20 protein-coding genes and 2 pseudogenes are annotated in these 21716 nt (G+C 69.5%); 14 read left to right on the forward strand and 8 right to left on the reverse strand.

Features of this window, described 5'->3' with window-relative positions:
* Positions 1-164 precede the first annotated feature (164 nt).
* Positions 165-2987 (reverse strand): annotated as a pseudogene (locus ACZZ98_RS12045) (TM0106 family RecB-like putative nuclease); the annotation flags it as partial.
* Positions 2988-3034: 47 nt separating this feature from the next.
* The gene (locus ACZZ98_RS12050) at positions 3035-4588 is read right to left on the reverse strand and encodes a dolichyl-phosphate-mannose--protein mannosyltransferase (RefSeq protein ID WP_463516459.1); all 1554 of its coding nucleotides are present in this window, start codon (positions 4586-4588) and stop codon (positions 3035-3037) included.
* A gap of 52 nt (positions 4589-4640) precedes the next feature.
* Between ACZZ98_RS12050 and rsmI the strand changes: the two genes are divergently transcribed.
* A complete protein-coding gene (gene rsmI / locus ACZZ98_RS12055; RefSeq protein WP_463516460.1) occupies positions 4641-5492 on the forward strand; it encodes a 16S rRNA (cytidine(1402)-2'-O)-methyltransferase in 852 nt (283 codons plus the stop codon).
* Positions 5493-5531: 39 nt separating this feature from the next.
* On the opposite strand, the gene ACZZ98_RS12060 is transcribed toward rsmI, so the two are convergent.
* Together ACZZ98_RS12060 and ACZZ98_RS12065 are read right to left on the reverse strand one after the other, a co-directional pair.
* Positions 5532-5882 carry a TraR/DksA family transcriptional regulator gene (locus ACZZ98_RS12060; protein WP_463516461.1) on the reverse strand — a complete coding sequence of 117 codons (351 nt, stop codon included), beginning with the start codon at positions 5880-5882 and terminating at the stop codon, positions 5532-5534.
* On the reverse strand, positions 5879-6055 hold the full coding sequence (locus ACZZ98_RS12065) for a hypothetical protein (RefSeq protein ID WP_463516462.1): 177 nt from the start codon (positions 6053-6055) through the stop codon (positions 5879-5881). Before ACZZ98_RS12065 ends, ACZZ98_RS12060 begins: the two co-directional genes overlap by 4 nt.
* Before the next feature lie 90 nt (positions 6056-6145).
* On the opposite strand from ACZZ98_RS12065, the gene ACZZ98_RS12070 reads away from it, so the two are divergent.
* The 5 genes from ACZZ98_RS12070 to ACZZ98_RS12090 all read left to right on the forward strand — a co-directional run bounded on the left by ACZZ98_RS12070 (position 6146) and on the right by ACZZ98_RS12090 (position 11812).
* The gene (locus ACZZ98_RS12070) at positions 6146-7012 is read left to right on the forward strand and encodes an aldo/keto reductase (protein ID WP_463516463.1); all 867 of its coding nucleotides are present in this window, start codon (positions 6146-6148) and stop codon (positions 7010-7012) included.
* 114 nt (positions 7013-7126) lie between these two features.
* Positions 7127-7834, forward strand: a complete 708-nt coding sequence (locus ACZZ98_RS12075) for a succinate dehydrogenase cytochrome b subunit (protein ID WP_463516464.1) — start codon at positions 7127-7129, stop codon at positions 7832-7834.
* 15 nt (positions 7835-7849) lie between these two features.
* On the forward strand, positions 7850-9886 hold the full coding sequence (locus ACZZ98_RS12080; protein WP_463516465.1) for a fumarate reductase/succinate dehydrogenase flavoprotein subunit: 2037 nt from the start codon (positions 7850-7852) through the stop codon (positions 9884-9886).
* Complete coding sequence (locus ACZZ98_RS12085) at positions 9886-10629, forward strand: succinate dehydrogenase/fumarate reductase iron-sulfur subunit (protein ID WP_463516466.1); 744 nt, start codon at positions 9886-9888, stop codon at positions 10627-10629. The genes ACZZ98_RS12080 and ACZZ98_RS12085 overlap by 1 nt, the downstream gene beginning before the upstream one ends.
* A gap of 223 nt (positions 10630-10852) precedes the next feature.
* Positions 10853-11812 carry a hypothetical protein gene (locus ACZZ98_RS12090; protein WP_463516467.1) on the forward strand — a complete coding sequence of 320 codons (960 nt, stop codon included), beginning with the start codon at positions 10853-10855 and terminating at the stop codon, positions 11810-11812.
* 64 nt (positions 11813-11876) lie between these two features.
* Here the strand turns inward: ACZZ98_RS12090 and ACZZ98_RS12095 are convergent, their stop codons facing one another.
* Positions 11877-12620, reverse strand: a complete 744-nt coding sequence (locus ACZZ98_RS12095) for a CPBP family intramembrane glutamic endopeptidase (protein ID WP_463516468.1) — start codon at positions 12618-12620, stop codon at positions 11877-11879.
* 45 nt (positions 12621-12665) lie between these two features.
* Positions 12666-12854: a hypothetical protein gene (locus ACZZ98_RS12100; protein ID WP_463516469.1), complete on the reverse strand. Its 189-nt coding sequence runs from the start codon at positions 12852-12854 to the stop codon at positions 12666-12668.
* A gap of 109 nt (positions 12855-12963) precedes the next feature.
* Between ACZZ98_RS12100 and ACZZ98_RS12105 the strand changes: the two genes are divergently transcribed.
* Positions 12964-13341 carry a TetR/AcrR family transcriptional regulator gene (locus tag ACZZ98_RS12105; RefSeq protein ID WP_463516470.1) on the forward strand — a complete coding sequence of 126 codons (378 nt, stop codon included), beginning with the start codon at positions 12964-12966 and terminating at the stop codon, positions 13339-13341.
* Positions 13320-13556 (forward strand): hypothetical protein, encoded by a 237-nt coding sequence (locus ACZZ98_RS12110; protein ID WP_463516471.1) that lies wholly within the window; start codon positions 13320-13322, stop codon positions 13554-13556. Before ACZZ98_RS12105 ends, ACZZ98_RS12110 begins: the two co-directional genes overlap by 22 nt.
* A 37-nt stretch (positions 13557-13593) precedes the next feature.
* On the opposite strand, the gene ACZZ98_RS12115 is transcribed toward ACZZ98_RS12110, so the two are convergent.
* Positions 13594-14211, reverse strand: coding sequence for a DUF4126 domain-containing protein (locus ACZZ98_RS12115; protein ID WP_463516472.1), 618 nt, complete (start codon positions 14209-14211; stop codon positions 13594-13596).
* Between the two features lie 350 nt (positions 14212-14561).
* Here ACZZ98_RS12115 and ACZZ98_RS12120 point away from each other — a divergent pair.
* Positions 14562-14813, forward strand: a pseudogene (locus tag ACZZ98_RS12120) (glycerophosphodiester phosphodiesterase family protein); the annotation flags it as partial.
* Positions 14814-14853: 40 nt separating this feature from the next.
* Entirely contained in the window at positions 14854-15258 is a 405-nt protein-coding gene (locus ACZZ98_RS12125) for a glycerophosphodiester phosphodiesterase (protein WP_463516473.1), read from the forward strand.
* A gap of 83 nt (positions 15259-15341) precedes the next feature.
* On the opposite strand, the gene ACZZ98_RS12130 is transcribed toward ACZZ98_RS12125, so the two are convergent.
* Positions 15342-16511, reverse strand: a complete 1170-nt coding sequence (locus ACZZ98_RS12130) for an RtcB family protein (protein WP_463516474.1) — start codon at positions 16509-16511, stop codon at positions 15342-15344.
* A gap of 155 nt (positions 16512-16666) precedes the next feature.
* Between ACZZ98_RS12130 and ACZZ98_RS12135 the strand changes: the two genes are divergently transcribed.
* The 4 genes from ACZZ98_RS12135 (at position 16667) to ACZZ98_RS12150 (ending at position 21669) form a co-directional block, all read left to right on the forward strand.
* A complete protein-coding gene (locus tag ACZZ98_RS12135; RefSeq protein WP_463516475.1) occupies positions 16667-17458 on the forward strand; it encodes a siderophore-interacting protein in 792 nt (263 codons plus the stop codon).
* Positions 17459-17546: 88 nt separating this feature from the next.
* Positions 17547-19352, forward strand: coding sequence for a methionine--tRNA ligase (metG, locus tag ACZZ98_RS12140; RefSeq protein WP_463516477.1), 1806 nt, complete (start codon positions 17547-17549; stop codon positions 19350-19352).
* Positions 19349-20197, forward strand: a complete 849-nt coding sequence (locus ACZZ98_RS12145) for a TatD family hydrolase (protein ID WP_463516478.1) — start codon at positions 19349-19351, stop codon at positions 20195-20197. The genes metG and ACZZ98_RS12145 overlap by 4 nt, the downstream gene beginning before the upstream one ends.
* Before the next feature lie 266 nt (positions 20198-20463).
* Entirely contained in the window at positions 20464-21669 is a 1206-nt protein-coding gene (locus ACZZ98_RS12150; RefSeq protein WP_463516480.1) for a ubiquitin-like domain-containing protein, read from the forward strand.
* The last annotated feature ends 47 nt before the right edge of the window (positions 21670-21716 follow it).

A 21716-nucleotide genomic window follows, 5' to 3' on the forward strand; every position in this document is an offset into this window, starting at 1 on the left:
GTCGTCTCGAGGAAGTAGCCGTGCGAGGAGGGCAGGACGCGCTCGTCCTCTCGCTCGGCCCGGATGACCCAGCCGAGCGCGGAGTCGTCGACCGGCTCGGGATGGGAGCCCTGGGACACCTGCGGGAGCTGCTGCGGGTCGCCGACGAGGAGCAGGCGGTCGGCCGACTCCGCGACCGCCAGGGTCTTGGCCAGGGAGAACTGTCCGGCCTCGTCGATGACGAGCAGGTCGAGCTGCCCGGGCTGCACCCGCGAGGGGTTCGTGAGGTCCCAGGCAGTCCCGCCGATGACATAGCCGCGGCCCAGCGCCTCCTGCTCCGCGGTGAACGCCGACAGGTCGTCGGCCTTGGCGAGGTGCGTCCACGGCGGGTCGCTGACGTCCTTGCTGGCCTTGGCGACCTGCGCCGGGTCGACTCCAGCCGCGACGACGGAGGCGAGGACGTTCTGGATCGCGGAGTGCGACTGTGCGCTCACGCCGACCTTCCAGCCGTGCTCGCGCACCAGGGTGGCGATGACCTGTGAGGCGACATAGGTCTTGCCCGTCCCCGGCGGACCCTGCACCGACAGCGCCGAGCGGTCGAGGTCGAGCAGCGCCTCGGTGATCGCCCGCACGTGGCGGTCGTCGCTTGACCCGAGCGCCGGCAGCGAGCCGCCGGACCGCAGTCGGGGTGGACGGCGCAGCAGCACGTCGACCCCCGCGCAGGTCGGGAGCTCCGGCAGCGAGGAATGGACGCGTCGAGCGAGGCGCTCCAGTGCCGCGTCGATGTGCAGGGTGCGCACGATGCCGCTCGGCACCAGCGCGACGAGGTGGTCGTCGTGCTCGATGCCGTCCTTGGGCATCAGCTCCTCGACCATGAGCACCTGGTGGACGCGGCCGTTGGGCGCGATGACGTCCTCCGAGTCGAGCACCTTGACCGAAGCCGACGACTTGGCGTTGATGTGCCCCGGCAGCAGCTCGACACCCGCCGGTGGGGGAGCGGAGTAGATGGCGGCGACCTCGGAGCCGGGACCGAGCAGGACCCCACCCATCGGCTCGCCCTCGAGTCGCAGGACACGCCGGGGGCGCTGCCGTGGCGTGGCTCGGTGCCAGGTTTGTGCGACGGAGCAGCCCTCGATGACGAACACCCCCGGGTCCGACATCCACTCGCTCACCGGCAGGCGCAGCCGGTCGAAGTGCTTCCACCAGAAGGGCTTGTCCTCGCGGGCGTGGAAGAGCAGGGTCGCCGCCACCATCGCGATCGTCTGCTGCGTCGGGGTGCGGTCCTGCGGCTTGACCCCGTCGATGGCGGAGCGCAGCACGGCCTCGAGCTCGAGCAGGGCACGCCGGGAGTCGCTCGGCACCTGCGCCGAGACGTCCCCATCCGACTCTGACCCGGCACCGACGACGAGGTCGGCGTTCGCGCCTTCCGGCGACCCTGCACCGGTGGCAGCCTCGCCCTGACGGGCCAGCAGCCAGTCGCGCAACAGCAACGTCGAGACGCAGTCCTCCTCGTTGTAGTTGGCGATGTCCTGGATCTCGCGCTCGGCCGTGGCCCGGTCCTCGATCTCGCGGGCAAGGACGAAGCGGTGGTAGGCGACGATCGAGTCGTCGCCCTTGGCGACGGCCGCCGTCCGGTCACCCATGTAGAGGGGCTCGAGCTTCTTGATGGAGTAGGACCGCTGGGAGACGCGAATACCGGCTCGCACCACGGCATACAGGTCGACGAAGACCCCATCGCGCAGGAACTGGTCGATGTCGTCCTCGCACACGCCGTGACGCGCCGCGAGCCGCAGCAGCGCGGTCTTCTCATAGGGCGCGTAGTGGTAGACGTGCAGACCCGGCCACTGGCGACGGCGCTCATGGAGGTAGGCGACGAAGTCGAGAAGCGCCTGCTTCTCCTGCACACGGTCGTGCGCCCAGAACGTGCGGAACCGCGGCTTCTCGCCGCCCGCGAGATCCACGCCGTCGACCTCGACCAGACCGAACAGGTACTCCAGTCCCCAGTCATGGGAACCCCGCTCGCTCCACAGCGGGTCCCCCTCGAAGTCGAAGAAGATGTCGCCGTCGCTCGGGGCCGGGAGCGCCCGCAGGGCAGCAGCGGACGTCACCTCGGCAACCACCTGCCCATCCGGGTCGGACTCCTGCACCAGCTGCAGCCGGGCCTGTTCACGCAGCCGATCGAGGGTCGACTCGCGCACGTCCGGCACCGGCTCGGTGCGCACCGCCAGCTCCTCGATCGTCGAGACCCCTGCCTCGAGCAACCGCCGACGCTGCGGCAGACGCACGCCGGCCACGAGCAGCACGTCGCGAGCGACCTCCGCCTCCGCCTCGCAGACCTCACACCGCCCGCACGCCAACCAGCGCGCGTCGCCCCACTCGGCCGGCCCGGGCTCAGCCGTGTGCTCTGCGAGCACAGCCTCCAGGCGAGCCCGCCGGGCGGCATACACAGGGAGGATGTCGTCGAGAAGGTGGTCGGTCGCCACGCCACTGCCCAGGACCAGCCGGGCCACCGGAGCAGTCGGCACGCCCGCGGAACGCAGCTGGGCGGCATACGCCGCGATCTGCAGCAGTGCCGGGACGCTCGCACTGCGCGCGAGCTTGGTGTCGCAGACGAGCCACCCGTCATCGGTGCGCTCGAGGAAGTCGGCATGGCCGACGAGTCCGCCGTCGAAGAACGTCGCCTGGAACACGACGTCGGTGTCGTCGCCAGCCAGGGTCGCAAGGGTCGTCTCGTGTGCCGCCGTGAGCGACAACAGGTCATAGGAGGGACGGGGGAACTGCTTGACCCGACCGGGGTGCGCGGCCGACAGCCGCAGGAGCTCCTGGCGCTCGTGGGCGTCGCCGAGCTCCTTGAGCCGCTCCAGCATGAGCTCCTCGGTCTGCGGCGCCCGCGGCGCGCGACCCAGCGTGACGTCGAGCTCGCGAACCAGCGCGAACTCGCACTGGGAGGCGATGCGCAGGTCGCTCGGGCTGAGGATCAGTCGCCCGTCGTCACGGAGGAGGAACATGTTTCACACCCTACGGACGGCCCCCGACAGGACCGCTGCCAGACACCTCAGATCCAGCTGGGGAACCACATGAGCCGCAGCCAGTGCGAGTAGGGGATGACCTGCCCGGAGTAGATCGGGTAGAACCACGCGAAAAGGGCGATCGAGAGGAGGAGGTAGCCCGCGACGACGATCACGCCCCACCGCCGTCGCTCCCGCGACGCACCCGCACGGCCGAGCACGAGCCCGAGGCAGAACACCACCCCCAGCACCACCCACGGCTCGAACGCCACCGTGTAGAACGCGTAGATCGTGCGGTGCTGGTACATGAACCACGGCGCGTACCCCGCGAGGATCCCCGCCAGCACCGCCCCAGCGCGCCAGTCCCGCCGCACGGCCCAGTGGAAGGCGCAGACGAGCAGGGCGATGATGCCGACCCACCACAGCGACACCGTGCCGATCGTGTGCACCGCCTGCGAGCACGTGTCGGCCACGCACGACCCCTCGCCGCGCTTCGTGCCCTCGTAGAAGAACGACGTCGGCCGCGCCTGGATCATCCAGCCCCACGGGTTGGACGAGTAGGAGTGCGGAGTCGAGAGCGTCGTGTTGAAGTCCCACATGTCCTGGTGGTACTTCACCCAGTTGCGCAGCACCGCCGGGAGCCACTGGATGCCCTCGCCCGGATGGAACGTGTTCCACTGCCGGTGGTAGCCGTTGCTCGACGCGAACCAGCCCGCCCACGAGGCGACATAGACGACGGCGGAGGTCACGACGAGCTGCACCGCGGCATACGGTCCGTCCTTGAAGAGCCCTTCGCGGATCCACGGCCGCACGCCCACCGCCCGCCGCGCGCCCAGGTCCCAGAGCACCGTCATCAGCCCGAAGACCGCGACGAAGAACAGGCCCGACCACTTCGTCGAGACACACAGCCCGAGCGAGAGCCCCGCCACCCAGCGCCAGGGGCGTACTCCCAGCCACGGACCGTGCTTGAGGGGTATGCCGGTGGGCTGGCTGCCGACGATGCGCGCCAGTCGCTCGCGGCTCCTGTCCCGGTCGACGACGAGCGCTGCGAAGCCGGCCAGCGCGAAGAACGACACGACCATGTCGAGGATGCCGGTGCGCGACATCGTGAAGTGCGTGCCCTCGACGGCCAGCAGCAGCGCCGCGGTGCAGCCGAGCAGCGTCGAGCCGAACAGGCGGCGGGCGACCCGTCCCACGATGAGGATGGACAGAGTGCCGAGCACGGCGACGGCGAAGCGCCACCCGAACGAGCTCCCCGGCCCGAAGAGCCACTGGCCGAAGCCGATGAGCCACTTGCCGACCGGCGGATGGACGACCATGTCGCCCTGGTCGCTGAAGACGTTGACGTTGCCGGCGTTCCAGAGCTTGTCGGCGTCCTCGTTCTTGCCTGCCACGCGCAGCTCGACCCCGTGCTCGATGAGCGACCAGCCCTGCTTGACGTAGTAGGTCTCGTCGAAGACCAGCGAGTCCGGTCGGCCGAGGTGCCAGAACCGGAGGAACCCACCGATGGCGGCGATGAGCAGCGGTCCGACCCACCCCCAGACGCGATCGGTCGGACGGGTCCCGAGCAGCCGTTCGCGCAGCTCCTCGGTCCGGGTCACCGGGCCATCGTAGGCAACGCTGCCTGTGAGCAAGCCGTGGGAGGATCGCGCCATGGAGCAGACTCGCGAAGGTGTGCTCGTGCTGGCGGCCACACCCATCGGTGATCCACGCGATGCGGCCCCGCGGTTGGCCGACGAGCTGGCCACCGCCGACGTCATCGCGGCCGAGGACACTCGGCGGCTGCGACGGCTCTGCCAGGCGCTCGACGTGAACCCTGCGGGTCAGGTCGTCAGCTATCACGAGCACAACGAGGCCGCCCGGACCGCCGACCTCGTCGAGAGACTTCGCGAGGGCGCTCGCGTCCTCGTCGTCACCGATGCGGGTATGCCGTCCGTCTCGGACCCGGGGTACCGCCTGGTCTCCGCTGCGGTCGGCATCGACGTCCGCGTGACCTGTGTGCCGGGGCCGTCGGCCGTGCTCATGGCGCTCGCGGTCTCAGGGCTGCCGGTGGACCGGTTCTGCTTCGAGGGGTTCCTGCCGCGCAAGGGTGGCGAGCGGCTGCGCGCGCTCAAGGGGTTGGCAGCGGAGCAGCGGACGATGGTGTTCTTCGAGGCCCCGCACCGGATCGCCAGGTCGCTGGCGGCGATGGAGGAGGCGTTCGGCGGGGACCGTCGGGCTGCCGTGTGCCGCGAGCTGACCAAGACCTATGAGGAGGTGCGGCGCGGGTCGTTGGTCGAGCTGGTGGCCTGGGCCGATGACGGGGTGCGAGGCGAGATCACGGTCGTCGTGGCGGGCGCGGCTGCCGTCGCGGGTGACGTCGAGAGCAACCTGACCTCGATCCTCGACCGGGTCGCCGCGGGGGAGCGGCTCAAGGACGTGTGCGCCGACGTCGCCTCGGCCACCGGCCTGTCGAGGTCGGCCCTCTACAACGCCGCCCTGGCCGCCCAGAAACCCACCACCTGACCCCACCTTTTGCTCACCCGGTCGCAGGCCCGGCAGAAGTCAGCGGGTGCGGCAGGTGACGCAGGTCCTCGCGGTGGGGCGTGCTTCCATGCGGGCCGCAGGGATCGGCCGGCCGCACCTCTCGCACACGCCGTAGTCATCGGTGGTGAGGCGTGCGGATGCGGCCTCGATCTCGATGAGCTGCGCTCGCGCCTGGGAGATGAGGGCGTCGACCTGCGAGCGCTCGTAGGCGATCGTCGCGCCCTCGGGGTCGTGCTCGTCGTCGGCGTTGCTGTCGCGGGAGGAGTCCACGATCCGCTCGAAGTCCCCGGTCAGGGCCGCCAACCGGTCGAGCGCCGCCTGCCGCTCTTGGTCGAGGGCACGTCGAACCCCGTCCTGGTCCCCACTCACGGGCGGGTGCGCCGTGCCTCGCGAAGGCCCAGTCCCAGGGCCACGATGGAGACCAGAGCGATACCGATGCCGATCGGGCTCCGCGAGAACAGGCCGCCCAGGAGGAAGACGGCCATGCCCGCCGTGGCCAACGCCAGGATGGCGACGGAGCTCGTGTCGCGGTGAGGGCCCATGCCGACCATCGGACCACAGGTCGCAGCTGTGTGCTCATCTCAGGCGGCACCGCGAGGGTCACTGTCCGGCCGGGTCGATAGGTTGGGGAGATGAAGACACGCAACGTGGGAGACATCCAGGTCGGCGCGATCGGCCTGGGCCTGATGACCTTCGACCAGAGCGGGAGCCAGCCTCGCCAGCAGCTGCTCGACACCGTCCGGGCTGCACTCGATGCCGGCGTGACGCTCCTCGACACCGCCGACGCCTACGGTCCGGGCGACGAGAAGGGCGCCGACGCGCAGGGTGAGAACGAGCGGCTCATCGCCTCGATCCTCGACGAGCTGGGCGTGCGCGACCAGGTGCTGCTCGCCACCAAGGGCGGTCACGTGCGCACCGACGGCGGCGGCTGGGACACCGACAGCTCGGCCGACCACCTGCGACAGGCGGTGGACGCCAGCCTGGGCCGGCTCGGAGTCGAGCAGCTCGCCCTCTGGCAGCACCACCGTCCGGACCCGGCCGTGCCCTACGACGAGGTCATCGGCACCCTCAAGGAGATCGCCGACAGCGGCAAGGTCGCGCGCGTCGGTCTCTCCAACGCCGACCCCGACCAGATCCGCGCCGCTCACACCGTGCTCGGCGACGCGCTCGTCAGCGTCCAGAACCAGTTCAGCCCGGCCTTCCGCAGCAGCCGCCCCGAGATCGACGTCTGCGAGGAGCTCGGGCTGGCCTTCCTCCCGTGGAGCCCGCTCGGCGGCCTCGGTGGTGCCAAGGACCTCGCCACGACGTTCCCGGCCTTCGCCGAGGTGGCCACGGCGCGTGGGGTCAGTGCCCAGCAGGTCGCCCTGGCCTGGGAGCTGGCCCAGTCCCCGGTCGTCATCCCCATCCCCGGCGCCAAGCGCCCGCAGTCGATCACCGACTCGGCGGCCGCCGCGGACCTTGACCTCGACGAGGACGAGCTGGCCCGCCTTGACGGCTGAGCGAGCCGGCGTTCGGTGAGCGGACGGCATACGCGTCAGTAACGTGCCAATCTCACACGTGACTTAGGTCTGCCTGAGCGTGTTGGTCCGCCCGGCGCGAGGTACGTTTCGTCCATGCCCACGACGACGCTCTCCCCGCGCGGGACCACGGCGCGGAGCACGACGATCGCGCTCAAGCTGCTCATGGCAGTGACCGGCCTGGTCTTCGTCGGATACCTGCTCCTGCACATGTACGGAAACCTCAAGGCCCTCACGGGAGAGGAGGGTTTCAACACGTACGCGGAGCACCTGCGGACGTTCGGCGAGCCGATGCTCCCCCACAACGGGCTGCTCTGGATCGTGCGAGTGGTCCTCATCCTGTCGCTCGTGGGGCACGTGTATGCCACGTACACCCTCTGGAGTCGGGCGGGCAGCGCGCGCCGCACGAAGTACGCCGCCGTCAAGACGGCCGCGACGACGAAGTGGATGCGCTGGGGAGGCACCTTCCTCCTCATCTTCATCGTGTGGCACCTCCTGCACTTCACGATCATCAAGATCTCGCCCAACGGTGACAAGCAGGGCCCCAATGTCACCGAGAACCCGTACCAGCTCGTCGTCGCGAGCTTCCAGGTGTGGTGGATGCTCGCGATCTACATCCTCGCGATGGTCGCGCTCTTCATGCACCTCAAGCACGGCGTCTACAGCGCGCAGCAGACGCTCGGCTGGACCGGGTCGCCCAAGGCGCGCGTTCGCGCCCGGACGATCGGGCTCGCCGTCGCGGCGCTCATCACCGTCGGGTTCCTCATCCCGCCCCTGGCCATCGCATTCGGCCTGATCGACTGAAGGTGTCGCTGAACCATGACTGACAACAACGCACGCACGTCGGCCTCGTCCGGGCTCTTCAACGGCATCTTCACCGAGGGCTACGCCATCCACGACCACAAGGCACCGGACGGCCCGATCGAGAAGAAGTGGACGCGTCGCAAGTTCGAGGCGTCGCTGGTCAACCCGGCGAACCGACGCAAGATGTCGGTCATCATCGTCGGCACCGGGCTCGCGGGCGGTGCTGCCGCCGCGACGCTCGGCGAGGCCGGCTACCACGTGAAGTCCTTCTGCTTCCAGGACTCCCCGCGCCGGGCCCACTCGATCGCCGCCCAGGGCGGCATCAACGCAGCCAAGAACTACAAGGAGGACGGCGACTCGGTCCAGCGCCTCTTCTACGACACGGTCAAGGGTGGTGACTACCGCTCGCGCGAGTCCAACGTCTATCGCCTGGCCGAGGTCAGCGCCAACATCATCGACCAGTGCGTGGCGCAGGGGGTGCCCTTCGCCCGTGAGTACGGCGGGCTGCTCGACAACCGGTCCTTCGGTGGCGTCCAGGTGTCGCGCACGTTCTACGCACGTGGCCAGACGGGCCAGCAGCTGCTGATCGGGGCCTACCAGGCGCTCGAGCGCCAGGTCGCGGCCGGCACCGTGGAGCAGTTCACGCGGCACGAGATGCTCGAGGTCATCGTCGACGGCGAGGGCGCGGACCGGCGAGCGCGCGGCATCATCGCGCGTGACCTCGTCACCGGCAAGATCGAGACCCACCTTGCCGACGCCGTGGTGCTGGCCTCCGGTGGCTACGGCAACGTCTTCTTCCTCTCCACCAACGCGATGGGCTCCAACGTCACCGCGACGTGGCGTGCGCACCGCAAGGGCGCCCTCATGGCCAACCCCTGCTACACGCAGATCCACCCGACCTGCATCCCCGTCTCCGGCGAGCACCAGTCCAAGCTCACGCTCATGTCGGAGTCGCTGCGCAACGACGGTCGCATCTGGGTGCCCAAGAAGCGCGAGGACTGCGACAAGGCGGCGGTCGACATCGCCGAGGAGGACCGCGACTACTACCTCGAGCGCATCTACCCCTCCTTCGGCAACCTCGTGCCCCGTGACATCGCCTCGCGCCAGGCCAAGAACGTGTGCGACGAGGGCCGCGGCGTCGGCCCGGTCGTCGGCGACTTCCGGCGTGGTGTCTACCTCGACTTCGCCGACGCCATCGAGCGTCTGGGCCGAGCGGCCGTCGAGGAGAAGTACGGCAACCTCTTCGACATGTATGCCCGGATCACCGGTGAGAACCCCTATGAGACGCCGATGCGCATCTACCCGGCGGTCCACTACGTCATGGGTGGCCTCTGGGTCGACTACGACCTGTCGTCGTCCATCCCGGGCCTGTTCGTCGCCGGCGAGGCCAACTTCTCCGACCACGGCGCCAACCGGCTCGGCGCCTCGGCGCTCATGCAGGGCCTGGCCGACGGCTACTTCGTCCTCCCCAACACGATCCGTGACTACCTCGCGACCGGCTCACTCACGCCGCTCACCGAGGACAGCCCGTCGGTCGTGGCCGCTCGCGCCGAGGTCGAGCAGCGCACCGAGCGCCTCCTCGCCATCAACGGTGAGCGCAGCGTCGACTCGTTCCACCGCGAGCTCGGCAACATCATGTGGGAGTACTGCGGCATGGAGCGCAGCGAGGAGGGCCTGCTCAAGGCCATCGACCTCATCAAGGGCCTACGCGACGAGTTCTGGCGCAACGTGCGCGTGCTCGGCGCCGCCGACACCCTCAACCAGTCCCTCGAGAAGGCCGGCCGTGTCGCCGACTTCCTCGAGCTCGGCGAGCTCATGTGCATCGACGCCCTGCACCGCCGCGAGTCCTGCGGTGGTCACTTCCGGGCGGAGTCGCAGACCGAGGACGGCGAGGCCCTGCGTCACGACGACGAGTACGCCTACGTCGCGGCCTGGGAGTTCACGCCACCCAGCGAGGCCGAAGGGGTCGGCGCCGGGATGGGCGCCCCGATCCTGCACAAGGAAGACCTCGTGTACGAGTTCATCAAGCTGAAGCAGCGGAGCTACAAATAATGGACCTCACTCTCAAGATCTGGCGCCAGACCGGCCCCGCCGACAAGGGCGGCCTCGTCACCTATCAGGTGGCCGACATCAGCCCGGACATGTCCTTCCTCGAGATGCTCGACGTCCTCAACGAGACGCTCAACGCCCAGGGCGACGAGCCGATCGCGTTCGACAGCGACTGTCGCGAGGGCATCTGCGGCATGTGTGGCCTGATGATCTCCGGCCACGCGCACGGACCCGAGCGGACGACGACCTGCCAGCTGCACATGCGCTCGTTCAAGGACGGCGACACGATCACCGTGGAGCCGTGGCGCGCCGAGGCGTTCCCCGTCATCCGTGACCTCGTCGTCGACCGCGGCTCGCTTGACCGCATGATCCAGGCCGGCGGCTACATCTCCGCCAACACCGGCTCCGCACCCGACGCCCACGCGACTCCCGTGCCCAAGGACAAGGCCGACCGGGCGTTCATGGCGGCCGAGTGCATCGGCTGTGGTGCCTGTGTCGCAGCCTGCCCCAACGCCAGCGGCATGCTCTTCCTGGGCGCCAAGATCACCCACCTCGGCGAGCTGCCCCAGGGCCAGCCCGAGCGCGACGCCCGCGTCGTCTCCATGGTCAACCAGCACGATCACGAGGGCTTCGGTGGCTGCACCAACATCGGGGCGTGCACGAGCGCGTGCCCAAAGGGCATCCCGCAGGACGTCATCAGCCAGCTCAACCTCGACCTGCGCACGGCCCTCAAGAACGGCCGCTGACACCTCGGCAGGTGAGCGGGCGGCATACCGGATTGTTCTCGGTATGCCGCCCGCCCGCATTCGCGTGTCCCCTCGCCATCCCGCCCCCACCAGTCGGGGGTTCAGTGACGAGTCGGGGTGCTTCCAGGCCCCGACCCGTCACAGTGGCCCCGACTGGTGACGCCCCTCGGCCCCTTGGGGATAACGGCCGGGCGAGATCGGGAGATCCTGCCATGCTCGGGTGATGTTCGGACCGCCTCGCCATCCGCCCTTCGACCCGAGCCTGCTGCGCCGGACGACCGACCTGCGAACCTTGGCGATCGAGCCGAGTCGCGGTGGGTGGCAGCAGATCCGGACGGGGGTGTGGCTGCCGGAGTCGAGCTTCGTGGACCTGCCGCCGGTGGACCGCCACGCGGCCCTCGTGCACGCCACAGCACTCACCCATCGCAAGGGAGAAGCGGTGCGATTCGCGGGGGAGTCGGCGGCCGCAGTCCTCGGCATCCCTCGGATCAGCACCTGGCCCAGGACGGTGCGTCATATCGTCACGCGCCGTGGCGTCAGTGGCTCGTCGGTCCTCCGCCCGCTGCTCGGCGGCGACGCGGTGTGTGAGCTCGTCAACGGCGTGCTTGTCACGCCGCCAGCCCGAACCGTCGTCGACCTTGCGCGTCACGGCACCCTGCAGGACGCCGTGACGGCTGCCGACTATTGCCTGCGACACTCGATGTGCACCCGCGATCAGCTCGCCGCCGAGCTGGACCTCGTGCCGGCCAGAGCCCGTGGGCGGGCGTTGGCCACGACGGCGGTGAGTCTGGCTGACGGGCTGAGCATGTCGCCGGGAGAGAGCTTCTCCCGTGTGCAGATGTTCCGGCTGCTGGTTCCCAGGCCGCGGCTGCAGGTCTCGTTCACCGACGAGGACGGCCACGTGGGCGACGTCGACTTCTGGTGGGAGGGGGCGGTCGGGGAGTTCGACGGCCGGATGAAGTACCGCATTCCGGCGGGTGCCAGTCTCGAGGAGGCGGGCCGGGTGCTGTGGGCCGAGAAGAGGCGTGAAGACCGGCTGCGGCGCCAGACGCAGGTGGCACGCTGGGTGTGGAGCCACCTCCTGAGGCCGCAGCAGCTGCTGGCCATCCTGGCCGAGAAGGGTGTTCGGCCCGAACGGCGCTCGACCTGGTTCAACCTCGGGGACCAGTCGGGGGTTGCGTGACGAGTCGGGGTAGTCAGACGCCCCGACTCGTCACAGATCCCCCGACTGGTGAACCGCTACCGCGTCAGAGCCAGCTGAGGTGGTCCTTGAGCAGGGCGTAGCCGACGAAGGCCACCACATCCAGCACCGTGTGTGCGACGACGAGCGGTCCGACGCGCTTGGTCCTGGTGTAGAGCCAGCCGAAGAGCAGCCCCATGACGGCGTTGCCGACGAACCCTCCGAAGCCCTGGTACAGGTGGTAGGAGCCGCGGATCAGAGCCGACGACAGGATGATTCGCGACGTCGACCAGCCCGCCTGCGACCAGCGCGTGAAGAGGTAGCCGATCATCACCACCTCTTCGAGGATGGCGTTCTGAGCGGCGGCCAGGACCAGCACCGGCACCGCCCACCACACGTCGGTGAGGTTCGCGGCAGCGATGGTGGTGTTGAGGTCGAGAGCCCGCGCGACGGCATACAGGCCAAGTCCGGGGATCCCGACGAGGGCCGCGAGCCCGAGTCCCCGCACGAGGTCGCGCGCCGGCTGCGTCCAGTCCCAGCCGATGGTGAAGCGGGCGCGTGCGTCATCGCGAGACAGCAGGTGCAGGGCCAGGACGACGGGCACGAGCGCCAGGGCGATCCCGACGAGCTGGTAGGTCAGGTCGAGCCATGGCCGGTCGGGCGTCACCGACGAGTTCATGGCGGTCGTCTGCTTGCTCAGCGAGACCTCGGCCGTGAGCTTGCGGAGAAGCGACAGCACGCTCCAGATGGCCGACGCCCCGAGCGAGACACCCAGCACCAGCCACGTCTCGACGAGGTGTTGGCGGCGCATGGGGCGCAGCCTATGGCGCCTCGCTGGGGGGCCGCGCGAGGTGGGTCAGTGCGAGGCGGCGGTGCCGAAGTAGAACGCCGGGATGCTGAGCTGGCGGCTGCGGCGCAGGGTGCGCGACTCCAGGAGTGCGGGAACGGCGACGAACGCGGTGAGACCGACGACCAGTGCTCCAGCAATGGCGATGATGGCGACGAGGAACGTGGTGATGGTCGAGAGACCGGTGAGCAGGCCCATGGTGGGCTCCTTTCTTCTACGTCTGTAGTAACTCTACAGCTGTAGAACGGCAACGCCAAACCCGCTGAGCGACCCCGCGGCGACAGGGGCTGACCGGCACAATGGCGCGATGACCCCACGTGAGACTCCTGCCGCATCGGGGCGACGCGCCGAGCTGCTCGCGGCGGCCACCGAGGTCGTGGCCGACCTGGGGCTGCGCGGCCTCACCCACCGCTCGGTCGATGCTCGGGCGGGCCTGCCCGAGGGCACCTGCTCGGCCTACTACCGCTCTCGCGAGGCGCTGCTCATCGGTCTGGCCGAACATGTCGCCGCGAGCATGTCGCGCGACGTCGACGAGATGGCGACGCTCGCCTCGACCCATGCCGACGACACCGACGCCCTGGCCCACGAGGCCACGGACCTGCTCCTGCGTTGGCTCGATCGCCCCCAGGTCGTGCGGACGCAGGGGAGCTCTCCCTCGAAGCCGTGCGGCGCCCGGAGCTCATGAAGGTCTTCCAGAGCTGGCGCGCCGGCCTCGACACGCTGGTGGCCGGCATCTCCGAGGCCGGTGGCAGCACCGACTCCGGCATCCGGGCGTCGGTCGCCGTCGCGGCGCTCGAGGGCGTGCTCGGCTCGGCCACGCGGATGCCGGCGGACAAGCGCGAGGACTTCGTCAGGGCTGCGGTGCCCATGCTCGTGCGTGGGTTGCACGCCGACCGCTGACCTCCCCTGATGGCGCGCCTGTCACGCGCCGATGGGTTCAGACGCGTGGGTATGCCGGGTGCGCGCCGCCGCGTTCGAGTCGCCGCTTCCTCCACCTGCGGACCCTGAGCCACATCCAGATGAGGAGCCACGCGAGGCCGATGAGGGCGAAGATCACGAGGATCGGGATGAAGATCGCGACGAGCGACAGCCCCAGCGAGGCACCGTCCTCTGCCGTGGACACTAGCGGTGCGCCGGCGCCGAGCGTGCCAGCGTTGATGGCCGGGCGGGCAGCCATTTTGCCGGAGTGGACGAGGCCGGACACGACGATGCCGAGGACGACGCCGACCCAGGGGTTGTCACCCATCCAGGTCGACCGGTCGATGTCCTCGGCCGCGGTCGTCGCCGCGAAGATGAGCCCGCCCATGCTCGGCCGGATGAACGTCTGGATCGCGTCGTTGACCGTGTCGATGGCGGGGATCTTGTCGAGGACGAGCTCGGTGAGGAGCAGCAAGGCGCCGACGCCGATCGCCCACGGTGACTCGATCCACGAGAAGCTCGAGGGCAGCGTGATGACGTCGGTGAACCTGGCGATGAGGGCGACGATCATGAACGGGATGTAGGCGTTGAGGCCCGCGGCGGCGGACAACCCCATGCCGGTCAGTGCGGCGATCACGTGCCTACCTCCTGAGTGACGTCCCCGACGGCGACCCGCCGTCCAGGACATGTCTACTCGATGCCGGGCGGCCACATTCGCTTCACGCGCGGGTCACCCGCGAAGGCGAGGGTCAGGGGGTCGTGAGCACACGGCATACCGAGATCTGTCTGTGAGGAGCACGTACCCATGTCCCGACTGGCCCACGTCGCCCGTCTTGCCCTCAGCCTGCGCGCCATCGCCGCCACCTTCGTCGCGCTCGGCCTCGTGGCCACCGTGGCACCAGCAGGGGAGGCAAGCCCCGCCCCGACGTCGCCAACATCGCGCACCGGGGATCGTCCGGCGCGGCGCCCGAGAACACGATCGCCGCCATCCGCCTCGGACTCGCCCAGGGCGCGGACGTCATCGAGAACGACATCCAGCGCACCAAGGACGGCAAGCTCGTCATCCTGCACGATGCGAGCCTGGCCCGGACGACGGACGTCGAGGAGGTCTTCCCGGGCCGCCTGTCCTACGACGTGGGCACGTTCACGCTCGCCGAGGTCAAGCGCCTCGACGCCGGTTCGTGGTTCGCCCCGAAGTTCACGGGGGAGCGCATCCCGACCCTGCGCGAGTGGGTCGCCGCCGTCGGCCAGCGCGCCAGCATGCTCATGGAGGCCAAGCTTGCCCGAGCGCTACCCCGGCATCGAGCGGGACATCGACAAGGAGCTGCGCTCGATGGGCGAGTTCCAGCGGGCGGTCAAGGCCGGTCGCGTCACGATGCAGTCGTTCAACCACGTGTGGCTGCGCTCGTATGCCGACCTCGCGCCCGACGTGCCCGTGGGTCTGCTCTTCGGCACGCGCCCGACCGAGGTCGACCTCACCCTCGCCGCGCAGTGGGCCGACCAGGTCAACCCGGCCCTTGCCGTCACCCAGGAGTCCGACGTCGCCCGCATCCAACAGCTCGGTCTCGAGACCCACGTGTGGACGGTCAACGGCGGCCAGGACATGCAGCGCGCCATCCGTTGGGGCGTCGACGGCATCATCACGAACTACCCCCAGGTCCTCGAGGAGATCCTGCGCGGCTGAGTTCCCCTGTTGCACAGCACAATCGCGTATGCCGTGTGGTCCCGTTGTCGGGACCACACGGCATACGCGTCTCTGGGCCTGGGTCAGTCGCCCTTGACGTTGACGACCTGCCGCAGCGTGTGCCGGACGGTCACGAGGTCAGCGGCGTCGGCCATGACCTGGTCGATGTCCTTGTAGGCACCCGGGATCTCGTCGATGAAGGCGTCGGAGTCCTTGTACTCGATCCCGACCATCGCCTCCCGCAGCTCGTCCCGGGTGAACGTCTTGCGGGCCCTGCTCCGTGAGAACAACCGGCCGGCACCGTGCGGCGCGGAGTTGAGCGACATCGCGTTGCCGAGCCCTTCGACGACGTAGGAGCGCGTGCCCATCGAGCCGGGGATGAGGCCGAGCTGGCCCTCCTTCGCCTCGATGGCGCCCTTCCGAGACACCCACAGCTGCTTGCCCCAGTGCCTCTCCTGCTGGGTGAAGTTGTGGTGGCAGTTGACCCGCTCCTGCTCGTCCACCGCAGTGCCGACGAACTCGCCGAGCTGCCGCAGGACCCGGTCCATCATCTCCTCCCGGTTGAGCAGGGCGTAGTGCTGAGCCCACCGCAGCTCCCGGATGTAGGCCCAGAACTCGTCCGTGCCCTCGACGAGGTAGGCGAGATCCTTGTCCTGCAGCGTGATCCAGTAGCGGTCCATGAGCTGCCGGGCGATCGCGATGTGGCGCTGCGCGATCTTGTTGCCGACGCCCCGCGAACCGGAGTGAAGGAACGCCCAGACCCGGTCCTGCTCGTCGAGGCTCACCTCGCAGAAATGATTTCCGCTGCCCAGCGTTCCCAGCTGCTCGCGCCACCGGCCGGCCCGCTGGTCCGGATTGAAGTCGGCCTCCACAGCCATGGCTTCAAGCTCGGCAACCCGAGGCTGCGCCGTCGCCACGACCTTCTTGTTGGCAGCGCCAGCCGACAGGGGGATGGCCCGCTCGATCGACTCCCGCAGGGGAGCGAGCGACCGGTCGCCCAGGTCGTCCTTGGTGAACTGGGTGAGGACGGCGATCATGCCGCAGCCGATGTCCACCCCGACGGCGGCCGGAATGATGGCCCGCTCGGTCGGGATGACCGAGCCGACCGTCGCGCCCAGCCCGAGGTGGGCGTCCGGCATCAGCGCCACGTGCGGGAAGACGAAGGGCAGCGTGGAGGTGCGCTCCGCCTGCTCCTGGGTGGAAGGTTCGAGGACTGAGGCCCAGTTCATGAGCCGGGGAGTGATCTGCTTCATCGCGCACCTCCTGGTGGCGTCGTGCTGGTGGGGTGTCACCCGCGTCGCCGAGCTGGCGGCGGGCCGTTGGGAAGCCTGACAGGTGCCCGGCGGGCCGAGCCAGCGATTAATGGCGCAGAGTTGGGGTGGCCGAGCCCAACCTTCCAGGAGATCGTGTGCCCACCCACCTCACCGTCACCAGCACCGAACAGCTGACCCCACGCCTCACCCGGGTGTGGTTCCGCAGCGACGACCTGTCGGCGTTCGTGGGGAACGACTCGACCGACCGCTACGTGAAGCTCGTCTTCCCCAAGGCCGGGGTCGACTACCCGGAACCGCTCGACCTGCAGGCCCTGCGCGGGACCATGCCCCCGGAGGACCTCCCGGTCGTGCGGACCTACACGGCGCTCTTCCCCGACGTCGACGCCGGCACGCTGGCGATCGACTTCGTGGTCCACGGTGACGAGGGTGTGGCCGGGCCTTGGGCTGCGGCCGCGCAGCCGGGCGACACGCTTCTCGCCAATGGCCCTGGCGGCGGATACCGTCCCGACGCCGACGCCGACTGGCACCTGATGGCCGGTGACGAGTCGGCCCTCCCCGCGATCACTGCCGCGCTCGCGGACCTCGCTCCCGATGCCGTGGCGCGCGTGATCCTGCTCGTCGACGGGCCGGAAGCCGAGCTGGAGCTGGCACGGCCGTCCGGTGCCGAGCTGACCTTCGTCCACCGCGAGAGCGGCGCTGACCTCGTCGAGGCGGTGCGCGCACTCGACTGGCCCCACGGTCGCGTCCATGCCTTCGTCCACGGCGAGGGCAACGCTGTCATGCACGGCATCCGCCCCTACCTGTTGCGAGAGCGCGGCCTCGACCGCGAGCAGCTGTCGATCTCGGGCTACTGGCGGCTGGGCCGCACCGAGGAGGGCTTTCGCGACTGGAAGGCCGAGCTCGCCGCAGCCGAGTCACAGGGCTGAGCGGACGGCATACGCGCGTGTCGTCTCGACGGGCAGGGGCGCCCGGACGGCGGCGAATACGGTTGCGTGCGCGGCCTAGGATTCACGAGTGAGCAAAATCCTGTCTGCTGTCGCCTGGCCGTACGCCAACGGTCCCCGCCATCTCGGCCACGTGGCCGGGATCGGCGTCCCTCCGGACGTGTTCAGCAGGTACTCGCGGATGGCCGGCCACGACGTCCTCGTCGTCAGTGGCAGCGACGAGCACGGCACTCCGATCCTCGTGCAGGCCGAGAAGGAGGGCGTCACCCCGCAGGAGTTCGTCGACCGCAACCACGAGGTCATCGCCCGCGAGCTCGCCGACCTCGGCTGCTCCTACGACCTCTACACGCGCACGACGACGGCCAACCACTACGCAGTGGTGCAGGAGCTGTTCACGCAGGTCCACGCCAACGGCTACATGGTCGAGCAGACCCAGCTGGGTGCCATCAGCCCGAGCACGGGACGCACGCTTCCGGACCGTTACATCGAGGGCACCTGCCCGGTGTGCGGCTACGGCGAGGCGCGCGGCGACCAGTGCGACAACTGCGGCAACCAGCTCGAGCCCACCGACCTCATCGACCCGAGGAGCCGGATCAACGGCGAGACCCCGAAGTTCGTCGAGACCCAGCACTTCTTCCTCGACCTGCCGGCGCTCGCCGAGGCCCTCGAGGGCTACCTCCGCGGCCGCGAGGCGACGGGGACGTGGCGTCCCAACGTCATCAAGTTCAGCCTCAACATCGTCGAGGAGCTGCGCCCCCGCGCGATGACCCGCGACCTCGACTGGGGCATCCCGGTGCCGATCGACGGTTGGCGCGAGCTGCCCACCAAGCGCCTCTACGTCTGGTTCGACGCCGTCATCGGCTACCTGTCGGCGTCCATCGAGTGGGCCCGTCGGCTCGGTGAGCCCGACCGCTGGCGCGAGTGGTGGAACGACCCCGAGGCGCTCTCCTACTACTTCATGGGCAAGGACAACATCACCTTCCACGCCCAGATCTGGCCGGCCGAGCTCCTGGCGTATGCCGGTCGCGGCGCTAAGAGCGGTCAGCCGGGGAAGTACGGCGAGCTCAACCTCCCCACCGAGGTCGTGAGCAGCGAGTACCTCACGATGGAGGGCAAGCAGTTCAGCTCCAGCCGCGGCCACGTGATCCACCTGCGCGACGTCCTCGACCGCTACGGCCCCGACCCGATCCGCTACTTCATCTGCGCGGCCGGCCCGGAGAACCAGGACAGCAACTTCACCTGGGCCGAGTTCGTGCAGCGCAACAACTCCGAGCTCGTCGCCGGCTGGGGCAACCTCGTCAACCGCACCGGCGCGATGATCGCCAAGAGCTTCGGCGAGATCCCGGCGCCGGGCGAGCTCGAGCCCGTCGACGAGGCCGTGCGCGACGCCACGCTTCGGGCGTTCGACACGGTCGGTGACCTGCTCGCCAGGCAGCGCATCAAGGCCGCGGTGGGCGAGGCGATGCGGGCGGTCGGCGACGTCAACAAATACGTCACGGACACCGAGCCGTTCAAGCTCAAGGGCGAGCACCAGCGTGAGCGCCTCGCCACGGTCCTGCACACGCTCATCCAGTGCGTCAGCGACCTCAACACCATCCTGGCGCCGTTCCTGCCGCACGCCGCCAACCGGGTGCACGCGTTCATCGGAGGCCAGGGCGAGTTCGTCCCGATGCCGGTCGTCGAGGACGTCCACGGGCTCGACGACGGCGACAAGGACCGGACCTACCCGATCATCACCGGGGACTACAGCGCGACCCCCAGCTGGGAGTCGCGCCCGGTGGCGGTCGGGGCGCCGATCTCCAAGCCGACCGGGGTGTTCGTCAAGCTCGACGAGGCAGTCGTCGAGGAGGAGCTCGCGAGGCTCGAGCAGCCGTGACCACTGCGGCCACCTCGACGAGGGGGGTCCCGGACCTGCCCGACCCACTGCCCATCGCCGTCGTCGACAACCACGCCCACCTCGACATCGAGCGCGAGGGTGTGCCGGTCGACATCGCCGACCTTCTCGCCAGGGCGAGGGCGGTCGGTGTCGACCGGGTCGTCCAGATCGGCTGTGACCTCCCGGGGGCTCGCGCCACGATCGAGATGCTCGACACGTATGCCGCGATGCTCGGTGGGGTGGCCCTGCACCCCAACGAGGTGCCGGGTCTGGCGGCGAGCCGAAGCCTCGACGCGGCATACGCCGAGATCGAGGAGCTGGCCCAGCACCCCAGGGTGAGGGTCATCGGCGAGACCGGGCTCGACTACTTCCGGACCGGGCCCGAGGGCCGGGACGTGCAGCACGACAGCTTCCGCTGGCACATCGACCTGGCCAAGCGACTGGGCAAGGCGCTGCAGATCCACGACCGTGACGCCCATGACGACGTGCTGCGCATCCTCGAGGAGGAGGGTGCGCCGGAATCGACTGTGCTGCACTGCTTCTCGGGCGACCTCACCATGGCGCAGGAGTGCGTCGAGCGGGGCTACCACCTGTCCTTCGCAGGCACCGTGACCTTCAAGAACGCCCACGGACTGCGCGACGCGCTCTCGGTGGTTCCGCTGGATCGGCTGCTCGTCGAGACCGATGCGCCCTACCTCACTCCGCATCCCTGGCGCGGCGCGGTCAACGCCCCCCACCTCGTGCCGCTGACGGTGCGGGCGATGGCGGCGACCCTGGGCGTGGCCGTGCCGACGCTCTGTGCGGCCCTGTCGGTGAACTCGGAGCGCGTCTACGGACCGTGGTGAGACCTCAGGTGTCACAGCCGCCTCAGCAGTGACACCTGCGGGCTATCTCGCCGTTACCGAAATTTGACCTTTGCCCGATTTCTGGTCATGGTGGATGAGTTGGCCGGAGCTGGGCTCCGGGCGAAAGCAGGGGCGAGGACGCTGGCGGTGACGCCTGTGGACCTCGCTCTCCTGTTGTCGGGACTCCTCCCCTGGGGGCCCCGCAGTCCTCCCTGAGGGACTGTCGCTCGTCCTGGTATCCGGAGAGTTCGATCATCGGAGCCCTCTTGATTTCTCGTCCCCTGCGTCTCGCTGCCCAAGGTGCTGCGGCACTCACGGTCGCCGCCGGATCCTTCGGCGTCGCCCACCTCGACAAGGCTGTCGCCGTGTCCGTCGACGGCCAGACCTCGTCGCTGCACGTCTTCGGCTCGACCGTGGGCGATGCCCTCGCCAAGAAGGGCATCAAGGTCGGCGAGCACGACCAGGTCGTCCCCTCCGCCGGTTCGCCGCTGGAGGACGGTGACACCATCTCGGTGCGTTATGGGCGCAAGCTCGTCGTGACCATCGACGGTGTCAAGAAGGAGTACTGGACGACGGCCACCACCGTCGACGCCGCGCTCCGCGATCTCGACATCCGCGCCGGCAGCGACGCCAAGCTCTCCGCCTCGCGCTCACAGGCGCTCGGCCGCCAAGGTCTCGCCCTGACGCTGGTCACCCCCAAGGCCGTGACCGTGAGCGTCGACAAGAAGAAGCTGACGCACACCTCGACGTCCGCGACCGTCGCCGACGCCCTGCGCGAGCTCGGTGTGAAGTACGACAAGGACGACCGCGTCTCGCCGGCTCCCACGACACCGCTCCGCAACGGCCTGGCCCTGACCGTGCAGCGCGTCTCGCAGCAGCGCCTGACGACCACGCAGGAGATCGACCACACGACGACGACCAAGAAGGACGCCTCGCTCCTCGAGGGCACCCGCAAGGTCGTCACCGACGGCAAGGACGGCCGCCGGTCGTTCGACGTGCTCCGGACCCTCGTCGACGGCAGGCCCGTCGGCGACCGGATCCTCGGCCGCAAGGTCACCAGCGCTCCCGTGACCGAGGTCATCGCGGTCGGCACCAAGGCCAAGCCCGAGCCCGTGGCCCCCAAGCCCTCGGCCCCGTCCAGCACCCCGGACCGCGAGCCGCAGACCCGCTCGGCCCCCGCCCCCGCCCCGGCTCCGTCCCCCGGCAACACCTCCGGCGCTGGCATCAACCTCAGCAACGCCGCCATGTGGGACCGCATCGCCGAGTGTGAGTCCAGTGGCAACTGGTCGATCAACACCGGCAACGGCTACTACGGCGGTCTGCAGTTCGACATCCGCACCTGGCTCGGTGCCGGTGGTGGCGACTTCGCCTCACGCGCCGACCTCGCGTCGCGGGCGGAGCAGATCACCGTCGCCAACCGTGTCTACGCGGACCGCGGCCTCCAGCCCTGGGGTTGCGGCCACGCCGCCTGACCCTGTCTGCGAGTTTGTGCCCCGTCGGGACACACGGTGTCGGCCCA

It is taken from the genome of Knoellia sp. AC549 (genome assembly GCF_979258975.1).

Bases quoted from the DNA above. Each gene is read 5' to 3' on its own strand.
- rsmI (WP_463516460.1), top strand. From the start codon at position 4,641: ATGGAGCAGACTCGCGAAGGTGTGCTCGTGCTGGCGGCCACACCCATC.
- ACZZ98_RS12065 (WP_463516462.1), bottom strand. From the start codon at position 6,055: ATGGGCCCTCACCGCGACACGAGCTCCGTCGCCATCCTGGCGTTGGCC.
- ACZZ98_RS12070 (WP_463516463.1), top strand. From the start codon at position 6,146: ATGAAGACACGCAACGTGGGAGACATCCAGGTCGGCGCGATCGGCCTG.
- ACZZ98_RS12075 (WP_463516464.1), top strand. From the start codon at position 7,127: ATGCCCACGACGACGCTCTCCCCGCGCGGGACCACGGCGCGGAGCACG.
- ACZZ98_RS12080 (WP_463516465.1), top strand. From the start codon at position 7,850: ATGACTGACAACAACGCACGCACGTCGGCCTCGTCCGGGCTCTTCAAC.
- ACZZ98_RS12085 (WP_463516466.1), top strand. From the start codon at position 9,886: ATGGACCTCACTCTCAAGATCTGGCGCCAGACCGGCCCCGCCGACAAG.
- ACZZ98_RS12090 (WP_463516467.1), top strand. From the start codon at position 10,853: ATGTTCGGACCGCCTCGCCATCCGCCCTTCGACCCGAGCCTGCTGCGC.
- ACZZ98_RS12095 (WP_463516468.1), bottom strand. From the start codon at position 12,620: ATGCGCCGCCAACACCTCGTCGAGACGTGGCTGGTGCTGGGTGTCTCG.
- ACZZ98_RS12100 (WP_463516469.1), bottom strand. From the start codon at position 12,854: ATGGGCCTGCTCACCGGTCTCTCGACCATCACCACGTTCCTCGTCGCC.
- ACZZ98_RS12105 (WP_463516470.1), top strand. From the start codon at position 12,964: ATGACCCCACGTGAGACTCCTGCCGCATCGGGGCGACGCGCCGAGCTG.
- ACZZ98_RS12130 (WP_463516474.1), bottom strand. From the start codon at position 16,511: ATGAAGCAGATCACTCCCCGGCTCATGAACTGGGCCTCAGTCCTCGAA.